The organism is Paraburkholderia bryophila (assembly GCF_003269035.1).
In the GTDB taxonomy this organism is placed as follows: Bacteria; Pseudomonadota; Gammaproteobacteria; order Burkholderiales; family Burkholderiaceae; genus Paraburkholderia; species Paraburkholderia bryophila.
Map to the genome: position 1 here is coordinate 137,191 of NZ_QLTK01000001.1, position 19,282 is coordinate 156,472.

17 protein-coding genes are annotated in these 19,282 nt (G+C 63.7%); 7 read left to right on the top strand and 10 right to left on the bottom strand.

Going from position 1 to position 19,282, the window contains the following annotated elements; translation table 11 throughout:
* Positions 1-72: 72 nt before the first annotated feature.
* Positions 73-1,911, top strand: a complete 1,839-nt coding sequence (locus tag BX591_RS00665) for an efflux RND transporter permease subunit (protein WP_244146910.1) — start codon at positions 73-75, stop codon at positions 1,909-1,911.
* A gap of 27 nt (positions 1,912-1,938) precedes the next feature.
* Here the strand turns inward: BX591_RS00665 and hpnK are convergent, their stop codons facing one another.
* Genes hpnK through BX591_RS00680 form a run of 3 tightly spaced genes read right to left on the bottom strand, consistent with a single transcriptional unit; the run spans position 1,939 to position 4,426 of the window.
* Positions 1,939-2,766 (bottom strand): hopanoid biosynthesis-associated protein HpnK, encoded by an 828-nt coding sequence (gene hpnK, locus BX591_RS00670; protein WP_111928840.1) that lies wholly within the window; start codon positions 2,764-2,766, stop codon positions 1,939-1,941.
* On the bottom strand, positions 2,756-4,063 hold the full coding sequence (gene hpnI / locus BX591_RS00675) for a bacteriohopanetetrol glucosamine biosynthesis glycosyltransferase HpnI (RefSeq protein ID WP_111928841.1): 1,308 nt from the start codon (positions 4,061-4,063) through the stop codon (positions 2,756-2,758). Before hpnI (BX591_RS00675) ends, hpnK begins: the two co-directional genes overlap by 11 nt.
* A 12-nt stretch (positions 4,064-4,075) precedes the next feature.
* A complete protein-coding gene (locus tag BX591_RS00680) occupies positions 4,076-4,426 on the bottom strand; it encodes a hypothetical protein (protein WP_111928842.1) in 351 nt (116 codons plus the stop codon).
* A gap of 354 nt (positions 4,427-4,780) precedes the next feature.
* Here BX591_RS00680 and BX591_RS00685 point away from each other — a divergent pair, with 354 nt between their 5' ends.
* Positions 4,781-5,440, top strand: coding sequence for a response regulator (locus BX591_RS00685; protein WP_111928843.1), 660 nt, complete (start codon positions 4,781-4,783; stop codon positions 5,438-5,440).
* Positions 5,440-6,840 (top strand): ATP-binding protein, encoded by a 1,401-nt coding sequence (locus BX591_RS00690; protein ID WP_146749708.1) that lies wholly within the window; start codon positions 5,440-5,442, stop codon positions 6,838-6,840. The genes BX591_RS00685 and BX591_RS00690 overlap by 1 nt, the downstream gene beginning before the upstream one ends.
* Here BX591_RS00690 and BX591_RS00695 read toward each other — a convergent pair.
* The 4 genes from BX591_RS00695 to BX591_RS00710 all read right to left on the bottom strand — a co-directional run bounded on the left by BX591_RS00695 (position 6,721) and on the right by BX591_RS00710 (position 11,117).
* Positions 6,721-7,860 (bottom strand): lysylphosphatidylglycerol synthase domain-containing protein, encoded by a 1,140-nt coding sequence (locus tag BX591_RS00695; protein ID WP_111928844.1) that lies wholly within the window; start codon positions 7,858-7,860, stop codon positions 6,721-6,723. The two genes, BX591_RS00690 and BX591_RS00695, sit on opposite strands and share 120 nt — an antisense overlap.
* Positions 7,861-8,007: 147 nt before the next feature.
* Positions 8,008-9,168, bottom strand: a complete 1,161-nt coding sequence (gene hpnI, locus BX591_RS00700; RefSeq protein WP_111928845.1) for a bacteriohopanetetrol glucosamine biosynthesis glycosyltransferase HpnI — start codon at positions 9,166-9,168, stop codon at positions 8,008-8,010.
* Entirely contained in the window at positions 9,165-10,586 is a 1,422-nt protein-coding gene (gene hpnJ / locus BX591_RS00705; protein WP_111928846.1) for a hopanoid biosynthesis associated radical SAM protein HpnJ, read from the bottom strand. The genes hpnI (BX591_RS00700) and hpnJ overlap by 4 nt, the downstream gene beginning before the upstream one ends.
* 327 nt (positions 10,587-10,913) lie before the next feature.
* Positions 10,914-11,117: a cold-shock protein gene (locus tag BX591_RS00710; protein ID WP_007181784.1), complete on the bottom strand. Its 204-nt coding sequence runs from the start codon at positions 11,115-11,117 to the stop codon at positions 10,914-10,916.
* Between the two features lie 303 nt (positions 11,118-11,420).
* Between BX591_RS00710 and BX591_RS00715 the strand changes: the two genes are divergently transcribed.
* Positions 11,421-12,866 (top strand): NAD-dependent succinate-semialdehyde dehydrogenase, encoded by a 1,446-nt coding sequence (locus BX591_RS00715; RefSeq protein WP_111928847.1) that lies wholly within the window; start codon positions 11,421-11,423, stop codon positions 12,864-12,866.
* Between the two features lie 143 nt (positions 12,867-13,009).
* Positions 13,010-13,585: a GNAT family N-acetyltransferase gene (locus BX591_RS00720; protein ID WP_111929331.1), complete on the top strand. Its 576-nt coding sequence runs from the start codon at positions 13,010-13,012 to the stop codon at positions 13,583-13,585.
* Position 13,586: 1 nt separating this feature from the next.
* Here BX591_RS00720 and BX591_RS00725 read toward each other — a convergent pair whose 3' ends face one another.
* The 3 genes from BX591_RS00725 to kdgT all read right to left on the bottom strand — a co-directional run bounded on the left by BX591_RS00725 (position 13,587) and on the right by kdgT (position 17,249).
* On the bottom strand, positions 13,587-15,254 hold the full coding sequence (locus BX591_RS00725) for a hypothetical protein (RefSeq protein WP_111928848.1): 1,668 nt from the start codon (positions 15,252-15,254) through the stop codon (positions 13,587-13,589).
* Positions 15,245-15,862 carry a hypothetical protein gene (locus tag BX591_RS00730; RefSeq protein WP_146749709.1) on the bottom strand — a complete coding sequence of 206 codons (618 nt, stop codon included), beginning with the start codon at positions 15,860-15,862 and terminating at the stop codon, positions 15,245-15,247. The genes BX591_RS00725 and BX591_RS00730 overlap by 10 nt, the downstream gene beginning before the upstream one ends.
* A 349-nt stretch (positions 15,863-16,211) precedes the next feature.
* Positions 16,212-17,249: a 2-keto-3-deoxygluconate transporter gene (kdgT, locus tag BX591_RS00735; protein WP_111928850.1), complete on the bottom strand. Its 1,038-nt coding sequence runs from the start codon at positions 17,247-17,249 to the stop codon at positions 16,212-16,214.
* A gap of 307 nt (positions 17,250-17,556) precedes the next feature.
* Between kdgT and kduI the strand changes: the two genes are divergently transcribed.
* Both kduI and kduD read left to right on the top strand, forming a co-directional pair.
* Entirely contained in the window at positions 17,557-18,393 is an 837-nt protein-coding gene (gene kduI, locus BX591_RS00740) for a 5-dehydro-4-deoxy-D-glucuronate isomerase (protein WP_111928851.1), read from the top strand.
* Between the two features lie 49 nt (positions 18,394-18,442).
* A complete protein-coding gene (gene kduD, locus BX591_RS00745) occupies positions 18,443-19,213 on the top strand; it encodes a 2-dehydro-3-deoxy-D-gluconate 5-dehydrogenase KduD (protein WP_111928852.1) in 771 nt (256 codons plus the stop codon).
* Positions 19,214-19,282: the final 69 nt, after the last annotated feature.

The window sequence follows — 19,282 nt, forward strand, 5'->3', positions numbered from 1 at the left end:
CGAGATTGTATCAGCGTGTGGAAACCCGCTCGTGACAACGCTCAGCGGTCTGTTCATACGGCCCGCGTACCGATGAATCCGTCGAAGTCAGCGACGCGCCGGCGTGGCGATTTCACCTTCGTGCGCAGGCAGGCCCGACACCGTCACGAATTCACGCGACCGCTGGCGGGTTCGTCGGCGGCGACGCTGATCATTTTCGTGCCGCTGGCGTTTCTGTCCGGCGTGACCGGTGCGTTCTTCAAGACGCTCTCGGTTACCATGGCGAGCGCGCTGTTCATTTCGTTTCTCGTCACATGGCTTGCGGTGCCGATTCTGTGCGACCGTTGGCTCAAACCGCACGACGCCGACGAACCTCGCGAAACCCGCTTCGCCGCGTGGATGAACCGGCGCCACGCGGGGTTGGTCGAGCGCGTGACCGGTCGACCGGTCCTCGTGCTGCTCGGCCTGCTGCCGTTGATCGTAGCGGCCGCGTTCGCGTTCACGCGGGTGGGCAGCGGCTTCATGCCGAGCATGGACGAAGGCGGCTTCGTGCTCGACTATCACACCGAACCCGGCACGTCGGTAACCGAGACCGACCGGCTGATGAAACAGATCGAAGGTATCATCCGCGCCAATCCAAATGTCGCGACGTATTCTCGCCGCACCGGCGCGGGCCTCGGCGGCGATCTGAACGAGCCGAACAAGGGCGACTTCTTTATCCGCCTGAAGTCGGGTCAGCGCGAGCCGATCGAGACGGTCATGGAAGAAATCCGCTCGAAGGTCGACACCCAGGTGCCCGGTGTGAGCATTGAACTCGCGCAGTTGATGGAGGATCTGATCGGCGATCTGACGGCCGTGCCGCAGCCGGTGCAGATCAAGATCTATGCCGACGACCAGACCACGTTAAACGCGACCGCAAAGAAAGTCGCCGCGCGAATCGGCAGGATTCAGGGCGTGGTGGACGTGAACGACGGCATCAACCCGGCCGGCGACGCGCTCGAACTTCACATCCGTGCGGAAGCGGCGGCGGCCGAGGGCATGGACCCGCAGTCGGTCGCGCAGGCGGTGTCCGACATGGTGGAAGGCAACGTGGCGACACAATTCCAGAGCGGACCGAAGACGGTCGGCGTACGGGTGTGCGTGGCGGGTGCGATGACGCTGACCGATACGCAACTGGCGCGCTTACAGATTCGCGCGCCGGACGGTCATCTGTTTGCGTTGAACCGCGTGGCCGAACTGGTGACCGTAACCGGCCAGCCGGAAATCAGCCGCGACAATCTGAAGCGGATGGTCGCGGTCACCGCGCGCATCGATGGGCGCGATCTGGGTTCGACCATCGCCGACGTGCAGAAAGCGCTCGGCGATAACAACCTGTTGCCCCGTGGCGTGTACTACGAATTGGGCGGCTTGTACCAGCAACAGCAGATCGCGTTCAAGGGCCTGCTGAGCGTGTTCGGCGCGGCCATCGCGCTGGTGTTCGGCCTGCTGCTGTTTCTCTACGAGCGCTTTCGCGTCGCGCTGGCGGTCATGGCGATGCCTCTGCTCGCCGCCGGCGCGGTGTTCATCGGCTTATGGGCAACCAGCATCGAACTGAACATCTCCGCGATGATGGGGATGACGATGATTATCGGCATCGTGACCGAGGTGGCGATTTTCTACGTGTCGGAATTGCAGGCGCTGATGCGCGACGACGAAATGCCGCTCGAAACGGCCTTGATCGCCGCCAGCCGCAATCGTCTGCGCCCCATCGCGATGACGACGATCGCCGCGATTCTGGCGCTGCTGCCGTTGGCCTTCGCACTCGGTCAAGGTTCGGCGATGCAGCAGCCGCTGGCCATTGCGATCATCTCCGGTTTGATGGTGCAGTTGCCGCTGGTGCTGCTCCTGCTACCGGTGCTGCTGAAGCTGCTGATGAAACGACAAGCCATCTAGCTTCAGACAAGACGCCCCGCGCGGCCGCTAACCCGGCAAGACATCCGCAAAGCCGCCCAGTTTCGCGCCCGTTGCCCGGATCGCCGCCGCGACTCGCGGCGACAGCAGCGCCTGCAGTTCGTCGGCGTGCCGGTAATGGCGCATGCCGTGACTCAGCGCGCGCTCGCCGGCCATGGCGGGATGGCAGTAAATCTCGCTCACGCCATCGGGCAAATCCGCCAGCGCCGCGAGCCATGCCGCTTCGTCCATCCGGCCGCTATCGGCGACCCCGACCACGTAATCGTTGTGCACGATCCCCGCGCGATCCAGCCGCGCCCGCACCGTGGCAATCCATGGCCTCAGCCAGAGCGGCGCCCCCACCTCGAACGGCAGACGCATCGCGCGCATGCCGTATTCGCGGCCGATCTGCAGGATCAGGCCCAGCACCGTGGGATGCAAATGAAAATGCTTGTGCGTGTTGACGTGGTCGAGTGTTAAACCGGTGCGGGCAAACGCGTCGAATTGCGCGCGAATCTCTCGCGCAAGTTGTCTGCGCACATGCGGCAGGAAGAAAAATCGCGCACCGTCCCACGCCATGTCGTCGCCGAAACGGCCGTGTTCGTCGAGCAACGCGGCGATCTCCGCGCGCGGCGTGAGCGCGTCGCCATCGGCCAGCACCAGATGCAGGCCGACGCGCAAGCGCGGCAACGTGCGCGCGCGCGCCACCGCATCGGCGGCGGCCGGCGCGCCGATCATCAGACTCGCGGCGCTCAGCACGCCGTCGCGATGCGCGCGTTCGACCGCCAGATTCACGCGCGGGTGCAAACCGAAATCGTCGGCGGTCACGATCAGCGCGCGTGGCCGGCTAGCCGCCATCGGAAGTCTCCATCACGTCCATCACGCTGAGCGCCGTGCTGTGTGCCGTGCTGCGCGCTGTATTGCGTGCCGCCGTCGCTTCGAGCGGCACGCGCGCGCCGCGCCACGTCACATGCGAACCGAACGCGGCCGCGACCCATTGCAGCGTCAATAGCGTGTCGCGCAACGGCACCAGCGGCAGATCGCGCCAGAAGGTACGCTCATGACGCGCGGCGCGGCCATGCAGCAGCAGGCGCGCCGCCATGCCGGCCAGCGTGCCGGCCGCGCAGGCGAACGCCGCCGTGAGGTGCGCGCCGTCCGCCGGGCCGCTCGCGAGATCGACGGCCAGCCACGCGCCGGCCAGCAACCAAGGCGACGTGAACGTAATGGGCAGCGAAGCGAAGCCCAACGGATTCACCGAGCGGATGGTGCGCAGCCAGCGCGTCTCACGTTGCCACAGTGCGGCAAAGGTCGGCTCGATCACGTCGGTTGCCACCATCACGCGCGAGAGCACGGTGGGCAACCCCAGCGCGCGGACGTGTTCGGCCAGCCAGTAGTCGTCGGCGAGACAGTTTTTCAGCGCGGCGAAACCGCCGATGCGTTCGAGCGTCGCGCGCCGCAAGGCGAGCGTCGCGCCGAACCCGAAGCGGCGCGAGCCGGCCGCGTGCGCGACGCGCACCGACGGCGCGAACCACTCGTTGATGAATAACGCGCCCAGTCGCGGCCAGAAGCCGCCGACCCCCTGCGCGACGTAGAGACAGGTCACCACGCCGACCTGCGGGTCGGCCAGCGGCGCGGCGACGGTGTCGAGATAATCGGCTTCGACGGCAATGTCGCTGTCGGCGATCACGATCACGTCGTGTCGCGCGCGCTCGGCCATATTGATCAGATTACTGACCTTGAGATTGCTGCCGTGGACGCGCGTGTCGATCGCAAGTTCGATATCGTGCTTCGGATAAGCCGACTGCAGACGACGCACCACGGCGATCGCGGGATCGTCCGGCGACGACACGCCGAGCACCAGCTGGAAATGTCCGTGGCGTTGCTCGCAGAACGTGCGCAGGTTTTCGTAGAGGCGCGGTTCGGCGCCGCACAGCGGCTTGAGCACGCTGACGCCGACGTGGGCGAAGGAATAGCAGGCGGGCGTGGGGTGGGTCGACGCAGTCGTCGCGGCGTTGGTCGCAGAATTCGTCGACGACCCGCGGCGGCGCCCGCCGAAAAACGGCATCGCCACCGCCGCGACCATGGCATACAGCGATGCGCCGGCGCAACCCGCCAGAAGAAGCCATTGCCATGCCGTCACTGCGTGCGCGGCCATGGTGCGATTCCATCAATGCCCGGCGAGCACGAACGGCCTGCCCGTCAGGCGTAAATGGAGCACCACGAGCCAGCACTGCGGACAGTCGGAGGCGATGACCACACCGGCCGCGTATGCGTCGTGCGAGGTGGCGTGACGGCTTTGCAGTGCGGATTCGAAAGCGGCCTGCGCGAAATCTCGCGCCACGATCACGCCGCTGACGATCGCGGCTAGCGCCAGCAGACGGAACGGCGTGGAACTGAATAGCTGCTGCGAGACCGGCAACAACAGCAGCGCCAGCAACGCCAGCATTTGCGCGCACAGGGCCGCACACGAAGCCACGATCAGATGGGCGCGCAGCATGTCGACGGTAAGTGGCTTCATGGCGTGGTCTCGTGACCTGGCTTCTGGCTGACCGGGCGAACAGCACGGCGCCCCGGCAACGGTGCGCGTGACCGGTATTAAACCGGCCGTGCGTTTCATCGATATGCTTACGATCAAATGGCGACGACCTGGCAGTACGGCGACGACACCGCATGGTGCCGCGCGTTCATGACGGCCAGACGACAAACACCTGTCGAACGGCGATAGTATCGATCCAAGCTGAAGGAAACCTTAAGGAAAATAACGCCATGAAACACGTGGCGAACGAGCTGGTTACACTTAAGATAAGCGGCTCGCCGGACGCTTAAAAAGCCACGCTGTCACACGGTCCACGTCGAACGGAATCACACCATCATGCGCATCCTTCTCGTAGAAGACGACGATCTGATCGGCTGCGGAATCGAGGCCGGTTTGCGGCAAGCCGGCTTCACCGTCGACTGGGCGCGCGACGGCCACAAAGCCAGTCTCGCGCTCGACACCACCGCGTATGCGCTGGTGATACTCGACCTCGGTTTGCCGCGCGTTTCCGGCATGGAATTACTGAAGCGTCTGCGCGACGCCGGCAAGGACGTGCCGGTGCTGGTGCTGACCGCGAAGGGCACGGTCGTGGACCGCGTGCACGGCCTCGAAGCCGGCGCCGACGACTACCTCGGCAAGCCCTTCGACCTGACCGAGCTGATCGCCCGTTGCCGGGCCTTGCTGCGCCGCGCGCAGGGCCGCAGCGTCGAGCTGATCCGCTATCAGGATCTGACCGTTAATCCGAGCGCGCAAACCGTCGAGGTGGGCGCCACGCGCGTGCCGCTCACGTCGCGCGAATGGGCGATCCTGATGCAGTTGCTGACCCACCAGGGCATTCCGCAATCGCGCTCGCGGCTCGAAGAAAGTCTGTACGGCTGGCAGGAGGAAATCGAGAGCAACGCGATCGAAGTCCACGTGTCGAACCTGCGTAAAAAGCTGGGCGCGAAGCTGATCCGCACGGTGCGCAACATCGGCTACGTCGTGGAGAAAGCGTAATGTCGCCGTCAATCCGCCGGCGTCTCGTGTTGCTGGTGCTGGCCAGCATCGTGCTGGTGTGGGGCGTCGCACTGATCACCAGTTACGGCCAGGCCAAGCGTGAAGTCAGCGAGTGGGAAGAAGCGCGCCTCGCGGAACTCGCGCAGATTCTCGCACTGCTCGATCAACGCAATCTGACCACGCTCGCGAACGCGCGCATCGACGTGCGCGAAGAAGAAAAAGGCGGTGAACCCGGCGCGAACGACGCCGACGACGACGACGCGTTGCCGCGCGACGCCCTCTTCCAGGTACGCGGCGCGAATGGCGACATGCTGGCGGGCAGCCCGCAACTGCATACGCTCGATGCGTGGGATCTGCCGGTGCCATCCGAGAGCGGCGCCCAGGACGTCACGCTGGGCGGCCAGAGGTACCACTCGTTCACGTTGCGCGACACCTCGCTCGGCCATATCGTGCGCGTGTTCGAGCCGGCCAATACGCGCAGCGACCTGGTGAGCGGCGTGGCGAGCCGGATCGCGCGGCCTACGCTGATCGCGCTGCCGGTGCTTGCGCTGCTGGTGTGGTTCAGCATCGGCTTGAGTCTGGCGCCGCTCAAGGTGCTGTCGGGCGCGATCCGTTCGCGCGACGTCAACCGGCTCGAACCGGTCGACATCGGCCGCGCGCCGACCGAGGTACGGCCGCTCGTCGACGCGATCAATCTGCTGCTGTCGCGTCTGTTGCATTCGCTGGAGCGCGAGCGCGCGTTTACCGCCGACGCCGCCCATGAACTGAAAACGCCGCTGGCCGCGATCAAGGTGCAGGCGCAAGTCGCGCTCGCGGAACCGGACACCGTGTTGCAGCGGCTCGCGATGGAACGCGTGGTGCAAGGCGTGGCCCGCAGCGCGCGGCTCGCGGAGCAACTGTTGCTGCTGGCGCGGCTCGACGCGCACGAGAAACTGTCCACGGTGCCGCTCAAGCCCGCCGCGGTCGCGAAAGACGCGCTGCTCGCCAACGAACGCAATGCGCTGCAGAAACATATTCGCGTGACGCTCACCGGCGACCTGCGCGCCGAGATCCATGCGGAGCCGGTGCTGATCGGGATTCTGCTCGACAATCTGCTGGATAACGCGATCAAGTACGGGCAGACCGGCGGCAACATCGAGGTCGCGGTGCAACACGCGCTCGACCGGGTGCAACTGACGGTGCGCGACGACGGCCCGGGCGTGGCGCCGGGCGACCTCGACCGTCTGACTCATCGCTTTTTTCGCGCGACCGGCAATCAGGCGACCGGCAGCGGGTTGGGTTTATCGATCGTGGCGCGGATCGCCGAGCATTTCGGCGCGGATTTGCGGCTCGGCCGGGGGATTGGCGAGCAGGGTTTGTCGGTGGAGGTGTCGTTTCCGGCGTATGCGGCGGTGCGGTGAAGCGGCGTGCTGAAGCGGTGCGGTAAGCCCTGCCTGTTCCAACGCACCCTCGGGCGCACGCCTGGGCGACTCCGCGAACTGCCATGCGATCAGGCCCGGCACGAACATCAGCAGATCGCGAATCCGCCGCGCGCCGGCGAGCGCGAGGCACAACGAAGGTTCGAGCCCCAGCGCTCCACCGATCAGAATGAAACCGCCCTCCTGCACGCCCAAACCGCCCGGCACGAAGAACGCCGCGCTGCTGATCGCCTGGATCAGCGACTCGATCACCACCGCCTCGACCAGCGAGATACGCACGCCGAGAAAGTACAGCGCGATCCAGATTTCCAGCGAGGTCAGCAGGCATTGCAGCGGCTGCCAGAAGAACAGATAACGCAGCACCACGCCGCGCCGCCGCCAGATCAGCTTGATGTTTTGATCGATTCGCGCCGACTGACCGACCAGCGCCGCGAGCTTGCCGCTCGTCATCCGGTCGAGCAAGCGGCTGATCCGTTCGAACGGACTCGCATGCTGCACCAGCGCGAACAGCACGAACAGCGGCGTCAGCACCACCACGCCCCACGCGAGCTGAGAGGCCAGCCGCAAGGTATCCGAATGGGCATGCGCGAATAGAAAGCCGATGCCCACCATCGTGAACATCAGCTGGCTGATCACCGTAAGCTGCATATCGACGATGATGCTGCCCACCGCCATCGACGGTCGCACGCCCCAGCGCCTGAGCATGCGAAACCCGACGACCTCGCCGCCGATGCGCGCGACCGGCAGCATGCAGTTGACCGATTCGCGCACCCACACGAGATGCAGCATCCGGCCGAGACCCGGCCGGTTCGCGCCGCGAATCAGCGAACGCCAGTCGCAGGCATTGGCGATCATCGGCAGCACATGCGCGAGCGCGGCCAGCACCAGACCCGCGCCAGCGCCCCGCAGCGCGCCGAGCACAGCGCTGGGGTTCTCCCGCCAGACGAGCCACAGCGACACCAGCAAGCCGGCAAGCGCGGCCGCGCGGCCGAGATGTTTCATCACGCCGCCACCTCGTGCGCGCGATGCGCCGCGCCGGCGACGGGATGGCGTCGTGGCTCGGGAAAGCCGCGTTTCACGGCCGGTCCGGATTGCCGTTGATCCGTCATGCGTGAGTTAGTCGTGAGTTCGTCGTTCGCTGATCGTTCGTCATTCGTCCGGCTGCGCCGACAACAGGCCGTCGCCGTCCACCTTGAAACTGAAGCCGCGCCAGATCACGCGCGACGACCAGAAACTCGCGACGAAGATCGCAAATGACACGATATCCCATAACGGTAACAGCCACAGATCGCGGCGCGCCTGCCGCAACGCACGATCGGACAGCAACTTCAGCGCGAGTCTCGCGCTCATGGCCAGCACGGCGAGTCCCCACGCCCACACCGCGCCGCCGGAAAACACCACGCCCAGCAACGCGAAGGCGAGCGGGTGGATCAGCGCGGAGCCGAAATGGCCGAGCGGATCGACGCTGCGAATCGTGCGGCTCCAGCGCAGTTCGTGCGCGATCAGTTGCATCGCGCTCGTTTCGACGCACGCGTGCGAAATCGTGAACGGCGGAATCACCACCTTCTCGCCGATCATGCGCACCGCTTCGCCGATCGCATGATCTTCGGCGAGGTGACGCACGAACGGCGTGAAGCCGCCGATTTTTTCGAGCGTGTCGCGCCGCATCGCGATCGTCTGGCCAAAGCATGGGCGCGCGAGGCCGAGCGCGAGACCGGTCACGACGCCGGGCAGGAACTGATAATTGGTCGCCTTCGCCGACAGCCTCGGCCAGAAACCCGGATCGGGCGCGCCGCGATAGACGCAAGTGACGAGTCCGACGCCCGGTTTCTGCAATTCGCCGATCACGTTGCGCAGATAGTCCGGGCCGACGCTGACGTCGCTATCGGCGAACACCAGCACGTCGTGCCGCGCCTGCGGCAGCATATTGAGGATGTTGCTGATCTTGCGGTTCGGACCGTAGAGGCGCGCATCGGCCACCACGGTGATATCCGCGCCGGGATGCAGGCGCCGCAGGTCGTCGACGGTTTGCAACGCCGGGTCGTCGCTATCGTGCACGCCGAACAGGAATTGCACCGGCCCCGGATAGTCCTGCTGGCAGAAGCTCGACAGATTGGCGAGCAAGGCCCACTCGTTGCCGTGCAACGGCTTGACGATCGTGACCGGCGGAAAGCTGCTCGGCGCGGACACCGCCCGCGCGAAGAAGCGCCCGATCAACGCGCTGGCGAGCACCGTATAGGCGACGCCGAACGCCGCCCCCGCCGCGCACGCACAGGCCAGCGCGGCGGCGACCAGATGCAAGGCGCTCACGCCTCGTGAGCGCGCAGGAAGCGGAAGAATTCGACGCCTTCACGCAGGCGTCGTTTCATCATGTCCCAACTGGTCAGCATCTCGCGCAGGATTTCCCAGATCTTCGACGGCCGGAAATAGAAGCGCTTGTAGAAGTTTTCGAGCTGATGGTAGATCTCGTCGCGCGAGAGATGCGGATAGCCGATCGCCGCCAGCTGCACGCCCGATTTGCTGACGAGGTTGATCACCTTGTTCTCTTCGAGCCAGCCGTTTTCGACCGCCTGGTTGTACAGCGTCGTACCCGGATACGGCGCGGCGAGCGACACCTGGATGGTATGAGGATTGATCTCCTTGGCGTACTCGATCGTCTTCTGGATCGTGTCCTGCGTCTCGCCGGGCAGGCCGAGAATGAAGGTGCCGTGAATCTTGATGCCGAGCTTGCGGCAGTCGTCGCTGAAGCGGCGCGCGATGTCGGTGCGCAAGCCCTTCTTGATGTTCAGCAGAATCTGATCGTCGCCCGATTCGTAGCCGACCAGCAGCAGGCGCAGACCGTTTTCCTTCATGATTTTCAGCGTCGCGTACGGCACGTTCGCCTTCGCGTTGCAGGACCACGTCACGCCCAGTTTGCCGAGACCGCGCGCGATTTCCTCGACGCGCGGCTTGAAGTCGGTGAAGGTGTCGTCGTCGAACATGATCTCTTTCACTTCGGGCATGTTGTCGCGAATCCACTTCACTTCTTCCAGCACGTTCTCGGTGGAGCGCGTGCGGTAGCGATGGCCGCCCACCGTTTGCGGCCACAGGCAGAACGTGCATTTCGAGCGGCAGCCACGGCCGGTATAAATCGACACGTACGGGTGCTTCAGATAGCCGATGAAGTAGTTGTCGATCTTCAGATCGCGCTGGTAGATCGGCGCGACGAACGGCAGCTCGTCCATGTTCTCGAGGATCGGGCGGGCTTCGTTGTGTTCGATCGAGCCGTCGGGCGCGCGGTAGCTCAGACCTTTGATCTGCGCGAACGGTTTGCCTTCGGCGACTTCCTGACAGGTGAAGTCGAATTCCTCGCGGCAGACGAAATCGATCGCCTCGCTCGCGGTCAGCGAATTGTGCGGATCGACCGCGACCTTCGCGCCGACCATGCCGACCCGCAGCGTCGGCTTGCGCTTTTTCAGGTCTTCGGCGAATAGCGCGTCGGTCGGGAAAGACGGTGTGCTGGTGTGGATCACCACCAGATCGTATTGCTGGGCGATGTCGAGCGTGGCCTCGACGGACAAGCCGTCGGCGGGCGCGTCGAGCACGCGGCTGTCGGGCACCAGCGCAGCCGGCTGGGCGAGCCATGTGGGGTACCAGAACGAGCGGACTTCCCGCTTGGCTTGATAGCGCGAACCCGCGCCACCGTCGAAGCCGTCGTACGACGGCGCCTGCAAAAACAGGGTTTTCATTGACGCTCCGGCAAGCCTTGACGAGTGCTTTCAGTTCTCTGTCGGAAAACTATCGGCACACCGACCCGTGGGGAAACGGGCGAATCGCGCTAATACTAAGGAGCGAAGCTGAAGGAAACCTGAAGAAAAAAATTCCGCCGCAGCGCGCGCGGCGCTGACGTGGAGGTCCGCTCGTCGGCCTGGCTCCGACGAGTTTGTACCATCGCTTCCAGGCAAAATTTATTACAACCCAAAGGCGATTTCGCGGACGCTTCGAGACGATGCCGACGCTACCCGCAGCGCATGACCGGCCGCGCACTCACGTGCCCGGACCGGCTGCCCGCGCTTTCACACCGGCTTGATATCTGCCGCCTGCTTGCCCTTCGGCCCCTGCTTGATTTCAAAGCTGACCTTCTGGTTTTCCTGCAGCGATTTGAAGCCCTCGGAACGAATCTCCGAGAAATGCGCGAACAGGTCTTCGCCGCCGTCGTCGGGGGTGATGAAGCCGAAGCCTTTCGCGTCGTTAAACCATTTCACTGTACCGGTAGGCATGTCGAATCCTTGTGCGTCGAGTTGATTGAGGGCTGCATTTGCCGCCGCGGGGCCGCGCCGGTTCGTGCCACTGCCGTTTGACTTTACGCCTCTTTGCGCGACGCCGCTTCCACTACGTTGCCGCCGTCGCCGCAGCCATGTCGCAAGCCGCGTGCCGGGTGCCGCGGATGGGCGCGTGGTCGATGCCCTGGGCCGCAATCAGATAAGATGTTTGTCTCGGCAGTCCATCCTTGGCCGCGCTGGTTCAGCCCCATGTCTCATGACCGCGCGGCCTGTCGTTTTCCCACCTACAGGAACCCCAGCATGGCCATCTCGAGCTATACCGACACCCAACTCCTGATCAACGGCGAATGGTGCGACGCCGCGAGCGGCAAGACCCTCGACGTCGTCAATCCCGCGACCGGCCAGCCGATCGGCACCGTGGCCCATGCCGGCATTGCCGATCTCGACCGCGCGCTGGCCGCCGCACAACGTGGCTTCGAAACCTGGCGCAAGGTGCCGGCCAACGAGCGCGCCGCGATCATGCGCAAGGCCGCCGGGCTGGTGCGCACGCGCGCCGCCGACATCGCCCGTCTGATGACGCTCGAACAGGGCAAGCCGCTGGGTGAAGCGCGCGTCGAGGTGCTGTCCGCGGCGGACATCATCGAGTGGTTCGCGGACGAAGGCCGCCGTGTCTACGGCCGGGTCGTGCCGCCGCGCAACCTGTCGGTGCAGCAACTGGTGCTGAAGGAGCCGATCGGCCCGGTCGCGGCCTTCACGCCGTGGAATTTCCCGGTCAATCAGGTGGTGCGCAAGCTGAGCGCGGCGCTGGCCTGCGGCTGCTCGTTCCTCGTCAAGGCGCCGGAGGAAACCCCGGCGTCGCCGGCGGCGCTGCTGCAGGCGTTCGTCGAAGCCGGCGTGCCCGCCGGTGTGGTCGGCCTCGTGTTCGGCGATCCGGCCGAGATTTCGAGCTACCTGATCCCGCATCCGGTGATCCGCAAGGTCACGTTCACCGGTTCGACGCCGGTCGGCAAGCAACTGGCCGCACTGGCCGGCTCGCACATGAAGCGCGCGACCATGGAACTGGGCGGTCACGCGCCGGTGATCATCGCTGAAGACGCGGACGTGGCGCTCGCCGTCAAGGCCGCCGGCGCCGCGAAATTCCGCAACGCGGGCCAGGTTTGCATCTCGCCGACGCGCTTCCTGGTGCACAACAGCATCCGCGAGGAATTCGCTGCGGCGCTGGTCAAGCACGCCGAAAGCCTCAAGCTCGGCGACGGTCTGACGGAAGGCACCTCCATCGGGCCGCTCGCCAACGCGCGCCGCCTCACGGCCATGAGCAAGGTGCTCGACGACGCGCGCAAGACCGGCGCGACGGTCGCGACGGGTGGCGAGCGGATCGGCTCGGAAGGCAACTTCTTCGCGCCGACCGTGCTGACCAACGTGTCGCTCGAAGCGGACGTGTTCAACAACGAGCCGTTCGGCCCGATTGCCGCAATTCGCGGTTTCGACAAGCTCGAAGAAGCGATTGCCGAAGCCAACCGTCTGCCGTTCGGCCTCGCGGGCTATGCGTACACGAAGTCGTTCAGCAACGTGCATATGCTGTCGCAGCAGATGGAAGTCGGCATGCTGTGGATCAACCAGCCGGCTACGCCCTGGCCGGAAATGCCGTTCGGCGGCGTGAAGGATTCCGGCTACGGCTCGGAAGGCGGTCCGGAAGCTATGGAAGCCTATCTGGTCACCAAGTCGGTTTCGGTGACGGCGGCTTAAGGGCTCGCTGTGGCTTAAGGTAGTTCGGGAGCGCGTGCTCCCACTGCCTGGTTTTACTGTGCCGGGTCCGCGAGGTGTTACTCGCGGACTTTTTTATTGTCACGACCGTGACAAACCTGAACAACGACAACCTGCCCCGACTCATGCAACCCACGCTGACTGGCAAGACCCTCGAACTTCGACCGCTTCAGCCGGAACACGAGCAAGGCCTGCTCGACGCCGCCGCCGATGGCCAATTGTGGAATATGACCGTGACCGTGGTGCCGGGTCCGCAGACCATGGGCGCGTTTATCGCCGCCGCGCTCGAGAGCCGCGCGGGCGGCACGGTGATGCCGTTCGTGATCGTCAAACGCGACACGGGCAGGATTGTCGGCAGCACGCGGTTCTGGAAAATCGACCGGATCAATCGCAAGCTCGAAATCGGTCACACATGGTTGAGCCAGTCGATGCAGCGGACGGGCGTGAACACCGAGGCGAAGTATCTGCTGCTGAGCCATGCATTCGAAGCGATGCAATGCGTGCGCGTGCAACTCACCACCGACGAATCGAACGAGAAATCGCGCGCGGCGATTCTGGGTATCGGCGCGAAACTGGAAGGCATCGTCCGGCTCGAACGCATCATGCCGGATGGACGCAAACGCAATTCGGCGCGCTTTAGCATCATCGACGATGAATGGCTTGAGGTGAAGGCGTTGCTGGAGCGGAAGATGGCGCGGTGAGTTACACGGCCCCAACCGACTCGGCTCGAATCGAGCCGACGCCTCGCGCAGTCCAGGTGACCATGTCGGTCGACGGGTCGTAATGGACGGCGGGCAACCAGCCGCCGCTGATCGAATTGAAGGCCGTGGTTTCACCGGTCAGCGGATCTTTGAGAAATTGCCAGCCCGGCTCACTGATCCGAATGTAGTCCTGTTCGATCAGTTGCTGGGCCGTGTTGTATTTGAAGACCATGCCCGAACCGTCCGTGCCTGCTGTCGTCAGGCTTATCGCGAGGCCGGTGACCGGATCGAACAGCGAATCGGCGTAGGAGCCGTTCGGGCTGACGATCAGCAGTTCGACCTGTACCCCGGCGGCGTTATACGTGCGCTGGTAGACGCGGTCGTTGCCGTCGTATCGCAGAGTCAGCGTCTTGGAACCGTCCGCGTTGATTCTCAGCCGATTCACGGTGCCCACCGTGACCTGTTCGCCGCCGCAACCTTCGTTCAGCGCGTTGGTTACCTCGATGCCGCCGCCGGCAACGGTGAGTTTTCCTCCCGTGACTTCGTTGGACATGACATTGCCGTCCTTAGGGCCGAATTCCACCGTGGTATTCGCACGGGCATGGACGATATTGTCGGCGCCGTCGATAGTGAGGCGATTGCCTTCGGCGAGGGACACCTGGTTCCGGTCTCCGTACACGACGATCCGATTGTCGTTTCCGGCGACGTAGATGAACCGAAATTCATCGGCCGGCGCTGTCACGGAATACGTGGCCGACGATCCGGCAATGTAGATCTCCGTGACCGCGTGCCCGGCCGGATCGATGAACCGGCTTGTATAGGTGCCGCCCGTGTGGATGTCGAGCGTGAGCGGCGTGCCCGGGTTTTCGCCCGGCAACGTCCAGACACTCTTCCCGTTCATGTCCGACGAGCTGGACAGCGGGTCGTCGTCAGTGACATGGCCGATGACGTAGGTGACGCCGGAATCGAAGCTGTAACGTGTGTCGCTTCCGTTGTGCGCTACGTTGGTTGGCTCCTCGGCGCCGTAGCTGATCACCCAGCCTGAATCGTTCACCTTCGGAATCAGCATGCCGCCCGACAGTGTGGCCTCCATCGCATCCGACATCGTGCTCCTGAAGGTGATCTGGCTGGCGGGCGGGAGTTGACTGTAGTAAGGCTGGATCAGGCGCTTCACCTGGGCCACCGCGTTCGACAGCGTATTGGCCTCGCTGCTGTCGAAGACCGCGGCGGCCACCATGAGCGAGCCGACCACCGTGAGCAACACCGCCGCTTCCGGCAAGACCACAGCGCCAGCCAGTAGCGCCGCACCGGATAACGCGTCGAGTTGGCCGGTGGTGATTTTCCCGGGTTCGCCTTTCAGCACGGCGTCAGTAATTGGAATCGAGGCCAGAGCCATGCCAATACCGGCCGAGAAGATGCCAGCCTTTCCCAACAGCTTTTCGGCCTCCGCGGAAGTTAAAGAAAACTCCCCGATAAGCCGTTGCATTCCGCCCGCGACCACGCCGAATAAATCGTTCGCCGAAATTGCGGTCGAGATGATCTTTTCGCGCAGCGCCTTAGCGGCGACAGCTTGCTGTGCTGAATTGGTCGCATCGGCCGCGCTGACCGAGACGCCGGTGACAAACGCCGTGACGTCGCCGATTGCTTCCCCAAAAGTCTTCACTGCCATCTCTCTGCTCCGTCTTTTGACAATCTTTTTCTCAATGCGAGCGCGTTAAAAAGTGAAACGGCCCATAGCGGCAAAGTCAATCCGTACTCCACCAGCAACAGCGCACTAAATGGATCACGGTACCTTTTTAGCAACCGGTTTTGCCCGTCACGCCCCAGCAGCTCCCGGTCATTCATATCGGCCACCCACGTCAACCACAAGAGACCCTGCCCATCGTGAAGACTGAAGCCTTCTACCCGAAAACTTTCCCCTGATTTAGCTCTTTCAACCATTTCCTCGTTTGAATCTATTCCTTCAAGTGGAACCTGATATATTTTTCCGTCTTCGGCATAGAAATTCAAAACAGATTTTCGCCGGAATTCTTTGGGGCTGGCGTACACCTGGGAGAAAGTCCCGACGGTATGCAAAAGCGGCACAGTCGGCGGAAGCGGTCCGCTGTATGTTTGGCCACTGATCATATTCGCCACGGGAAATAGGGCAAGCATCGACACGGCCATTCTGAAAACACCTCTTTTCCAGTGCGCGCCCTCGCCAATTTCGTGGTCCAGACCATTGAGGAGCATCGAAAAGGCCTTGAATAAACTTACGCCTGCCATAATTTCTTCCAATCAACCATTCCGTCAAACCAGACTCTTTAATTCCGGATCCAAATATTACCCAAACGACACAAAAAAACTGTCATTTTTTTGAAAATATTAAATTAACTCAAAAATCCCAAAAAATCCTACATAAGAATATTTTAATAGGATTTTTCTCAACGAAATACAACGTAAATAGCGCAACCTCTGCCAGCTTCATAAAACCAGAGGTGTCACGATTGACAGAAGAAAAAACAAAAAAAGCCGGGCATTAATAAAATGCCCGGCCCCCTACGCTCACCGACCCTCGACACCGCGTCAATCCAACTACACAAATCACTCCACCCACCGACCCATTAAAGAACCGCCCACCCCACCCTCAAACATGCACGTCACGCGGCTCATTCAACGGCGCGGGCGGCGCCTGCCCCGCATCCAGCCCCTCGCCTGACGCCGCATGCTTCGCCTGATGTCGATGCACCCGATGCACCCACAGCGCCGTCAGGATCGGCACCAGAATCGCCGTCACCAGGCACGCGGTTGCGACCATCGCGGTCGCCGCTGGCACTAGCGGTTTGAAGCGCGGAATCATCTCGCCGATGATCGCCGGATTCGCGACCGCGGCGCCCGCCGTCGACGATGCCGCCAGCCCCGCCGCCCCGTTGCCTCCCGCAATCCAGCGATCCGCGAGAATCAGCGGAATGCCCGTCACGACGATCACGCCGAGCCCGAGCACGATGCCCGGCAAGCCGCTCGTCACGATCACGTTCAGATCGATGCCGTTGCCGAGCGCGAAGCCGAAGAACGGAATCAGCGGATGCACGCAGCGTCCGAAGAACTCGCGCAACTCGCTATCCAGATTGCCCAGCACGAAGCCGATCAGAAACGGCAGCACCGCGCCGACGAACAGCCGCGGCTCGAAAAACGCCACCCCGGTCGCGCCCAGAATGATCATGCTGACGAGCGGCCCCGATTCGACCGACATCAGCACGAACGCGCCGGCCTCCTCTTTGCTGCCGTACTGCTGCATCACCGCCGCATAGAGGCCGCCGTTGGTCATGTCCATCGACGTCGTAATCGCCAGCACGGAGAGGCCCGCGAAGAGCCCCGCCTTGACGCCGTCGATCGGAATGAAACGCGCGGCGATCAGCGTCGCGACCCACGCGACCAGCATCTTCGTGACGAGCAGCGTGCCCGACTTGCGCAGCACCACGCCGGTCGCCCGCAGATCGATCGTCGCGCCCATGCAGAAGAACCAGACCGCCAGGATCGGCACGGTGCCGCTGATCAGACCGTTGGTGAACGAGCCGAAGTATTTCCCCGCGCCTGGCGCAAAAGTGTGAACACAGGCGCCGAGCAACAGCGGCACCAGCATCAGGCCGCCTGGTACGCGGTCGATGGCCTTCTTGAGTTTCATGCCTCCTCCATGGACTTCGCGTCCCGTTGTCGGGTGGATCACCCGGGGTAAGGTCCCGTTCTTATGCCCGGCTCTCCCTTTCGGCGCAATATATCACCGAGATAGGAACGACGTTCCGATTCTGTTCGATTTTATGTTTATCGTTTACCCGCTCCTGCCACGAAATGCTTGTCAGTGCTGATGACACGCCGCAATATTTTCGGACCGATGTTCCGAAATAGGAATTTTGCGCTACAGTCGTGCCCAGAGCGGCGCCGCGAACCCGACGCGGCGAGGCGCCCCCAATCGAGCGGAGAAAAGCGAAATCATGGAAGTGAGACAGGCCATCAACAGCGAGTACGCGAAAACGCTCGACACCGAGGGGCTGCGCAAGCAGTTCCTCGTCGACCAGGTGTTCGAGCGCGATGCGCTGAAGCTCACGTACAGCCACATCGACCGGATCATCGTCGGCGGGGTGTGGCCGGCCACGCGTGCAGTGGAAGTACCGGGCTCGCTCGGCAAGGCAATCGGCGTCAACTATCTGCTCGAGCGGCGCGAGCTCGGCGCGATCAACATCGGCGGTGACGGCTGGGTCGATGTGGACGGTCAACGCTACGCCGTGCGCAACGAAGAGGCGATCTATATCGGCAAGGGCGCGCAAGCGGTCGCGTTCGGCAGCGACGACGTCGCGCAGCCGGCAAAGTTCTACCTGAACTGCGCACCCGCGCATACGTCGTATCCGACCCGCACGATCACACTCGCGCAGGCGTCGCCGCAAACGCTCGGCGATCCGGCCACGAGCAACCGTCGCACCATCTACAAGTTCATCGTGCCCGAGGTGCTGCCCACCTGCCAGTTGTCGATGGGCATGACCAAACTCGATCCGGGCAATCTGTGGAACACGATGCCGTGCCACACGCACGAGCGCCGCATGGAGGTGTATTTCTATTTCAACGTCGCCGACGACGCCGCCGTCTTTCACATGATGGGCGAGCCGCACGAAACGCGGCACATTGTCGTGCACAACGAACAGGCGGTGATCTCGCCGAGCTGGTCGATTCATTCGGGCGTCGGCACGCGCGCTTACACCTTCATCTGGGGCATGGTCGGCGAAAACCAGGTGTTCGGCGACATGGATCATCTCGCGGTCCGCGAGCTGCGTTGATGGAGCGCGTGGTCGGCGTGGCTTATATCGCGCAATCCTTGCACACGACATGGGCTTGAATACCGTGAACACTTTCGATCTCAGCGGGCGCGTCGCCATCGTCACCGGTAGCAATACGGGGCTCGGCGCCGGCATGGCGGTCGCACTCGCCGCCGCCGGTTGCGACATCGTCGGCGTGAGCCGCGCCGACTCCGGCGACACGGCCGCGCGCGTTCAGGCATGCGGCCGGCGTTTCGCCGACGTGCGCGCCGATCTTGCGTCGGTCGCGCCGGTCGAGGACATCGTGCGCGCCGCGGTCGAGGCGTTCGGCCGGGTCGACGTGCTGGTCAACAACGCGGGCATCATCCGCCGCGCCGACGCGCTCGAATTCAGCGTCGACGATTGGGATGCCGTGATGGACGTCAACCTCAAAAGCCTGTTCTTTCTGTCGCAGGCCACGGCGCGGCAGTTCGTCGAACAGCGCGGCGGCGGCAAGATCATCAACGTCGCGTCGATGCTGTCGTTTCAGGGCGGCATACGGGTCGCCTCGTACACCGCGTCGAAAAGCGGTGTGCTCGGTCTGACGCGCCTGCTCGCCAACGAGTGGGCCGCGCACGGCATCAACGTGAACGCGATCGCGCCCGGCTACATGGCGACCGCGAACACGGCGGCGCTGCGCGACGACGCGCAGCGCAACGAGGAAATTCTCGGGCGCATTCCGGCAAACCGCTGGGGCACGCCGGAGGATCTCGCCGGGCCAGTGGTGTTTCTCGCCTCGTCCGCGTCCGACTATGTGCACGGGCATACACTGGCGGTAGATGGGGGGTGGCTCGCGCGTTAGGTTCGGCGTTGCATCGGTTTATCGCGCCGGACGCGGTATGCTTTCGGCGCCCGCAAAAATGGCCGGGCG

Coding starts and splice junctions, on each gene's coding strand:
- hpnK (WP_111928840.1), bottom strand. CDS start 2,766: ATGGCGGCTAGCCGGCCACGCGCGCTGATCGTGACCGCCGACGATTTC.
- BX591_RS00710 (WP_007181784.1), bottom strand. CDS start 11,117: ATGCCTACCGGTACAGTGAAATGGTTTAACGACGCGAAAGGCTTCGGC.
- BX591_RS00685 (WP_111928843.1), top strand. CDS start 4,781: ATGCGCATCCTTCTCGTAGAAGACGACGATCTGATCGGCTGCGGAATC.
- BX591_RS00680 (WP_111928842.1), bottom strand. CDS start 4,426: ATGAAGCCACTTACCGTCGACATGCTGCGCGCCCATCTGATCGTGGCT.
- BX591_RS00715 (WP_111928847.1), top strand. CDS start 11,421: ATGGCCATCTCGAGCTATACCGACACCCAACTCCTGATCAACGGCGAA.
- BX591_RS00665 (WP_244146910.1), top strand. CDS start 73: ATGAATCCGTCGAAGTCAGCGACGCGCCGGCGTGGCGATTTCACCTTC.
- hpnI (WP_111928841.1), bottom strand. CDS start 4,063: ATGGCCGCGCACGCAGTGACGGCATGGCAATGGCTTCTTCTGGCGGGT.
- BX591_RS00690 (WP_146749708.1), top strand. CDS start 5,440: ATGTCGCCGTCAATCCGCCGGCGTCTCGTGTTGCTGGTGCTGGCCAGC.
- hpnJ (WP_111928846.1), bottom strand. CDS start 10,586: ATGAAAACCCTGTTTTTGCAGGCGCCGTCGTACGACGGCTTCGACGGT.
- BX591_RS00725 (WP_111928848.1), bottom strand. CDS start 15,254: ATGGCAGTGAAGACTTTTGGGGAAGCAATCGGCGACGTCACGGCGTTT.
- kduI (WP_111928851.1), top strand. CDS start 17,557: ATGGAAGTGAGACAGGCCATCAACAGCGAGTACGCGAAAACGCTCGAC.
- BX591_RS00695 (WP_111928844.1), bottom strand. CDS start 7,860: ATGAAACATCTCGGCCGCGCGGCCGCGCTTGCCGGCTTGCTGGTGTCG.
- BX591_RS00720 (WP_111929331.1), top strand. CDS start 13,010: ATGCAACCCACGCTGACTGGCAAGACCCTCGAACTTCGACCGCTTCAG.
- kdgT (WP_111928850.1), bottom strand. CDS start 17,249: ATGAAACTCAAGAAGGCCATCGACCGCGTACCAGGCGGCCTGATGCTG.
- kduD (WP_111928852.1), top strand. CDS start 18,443: ATGGGCTTGAATACCGTGAACACTTTCGATCTCAGCGGGCGCGTCGCC.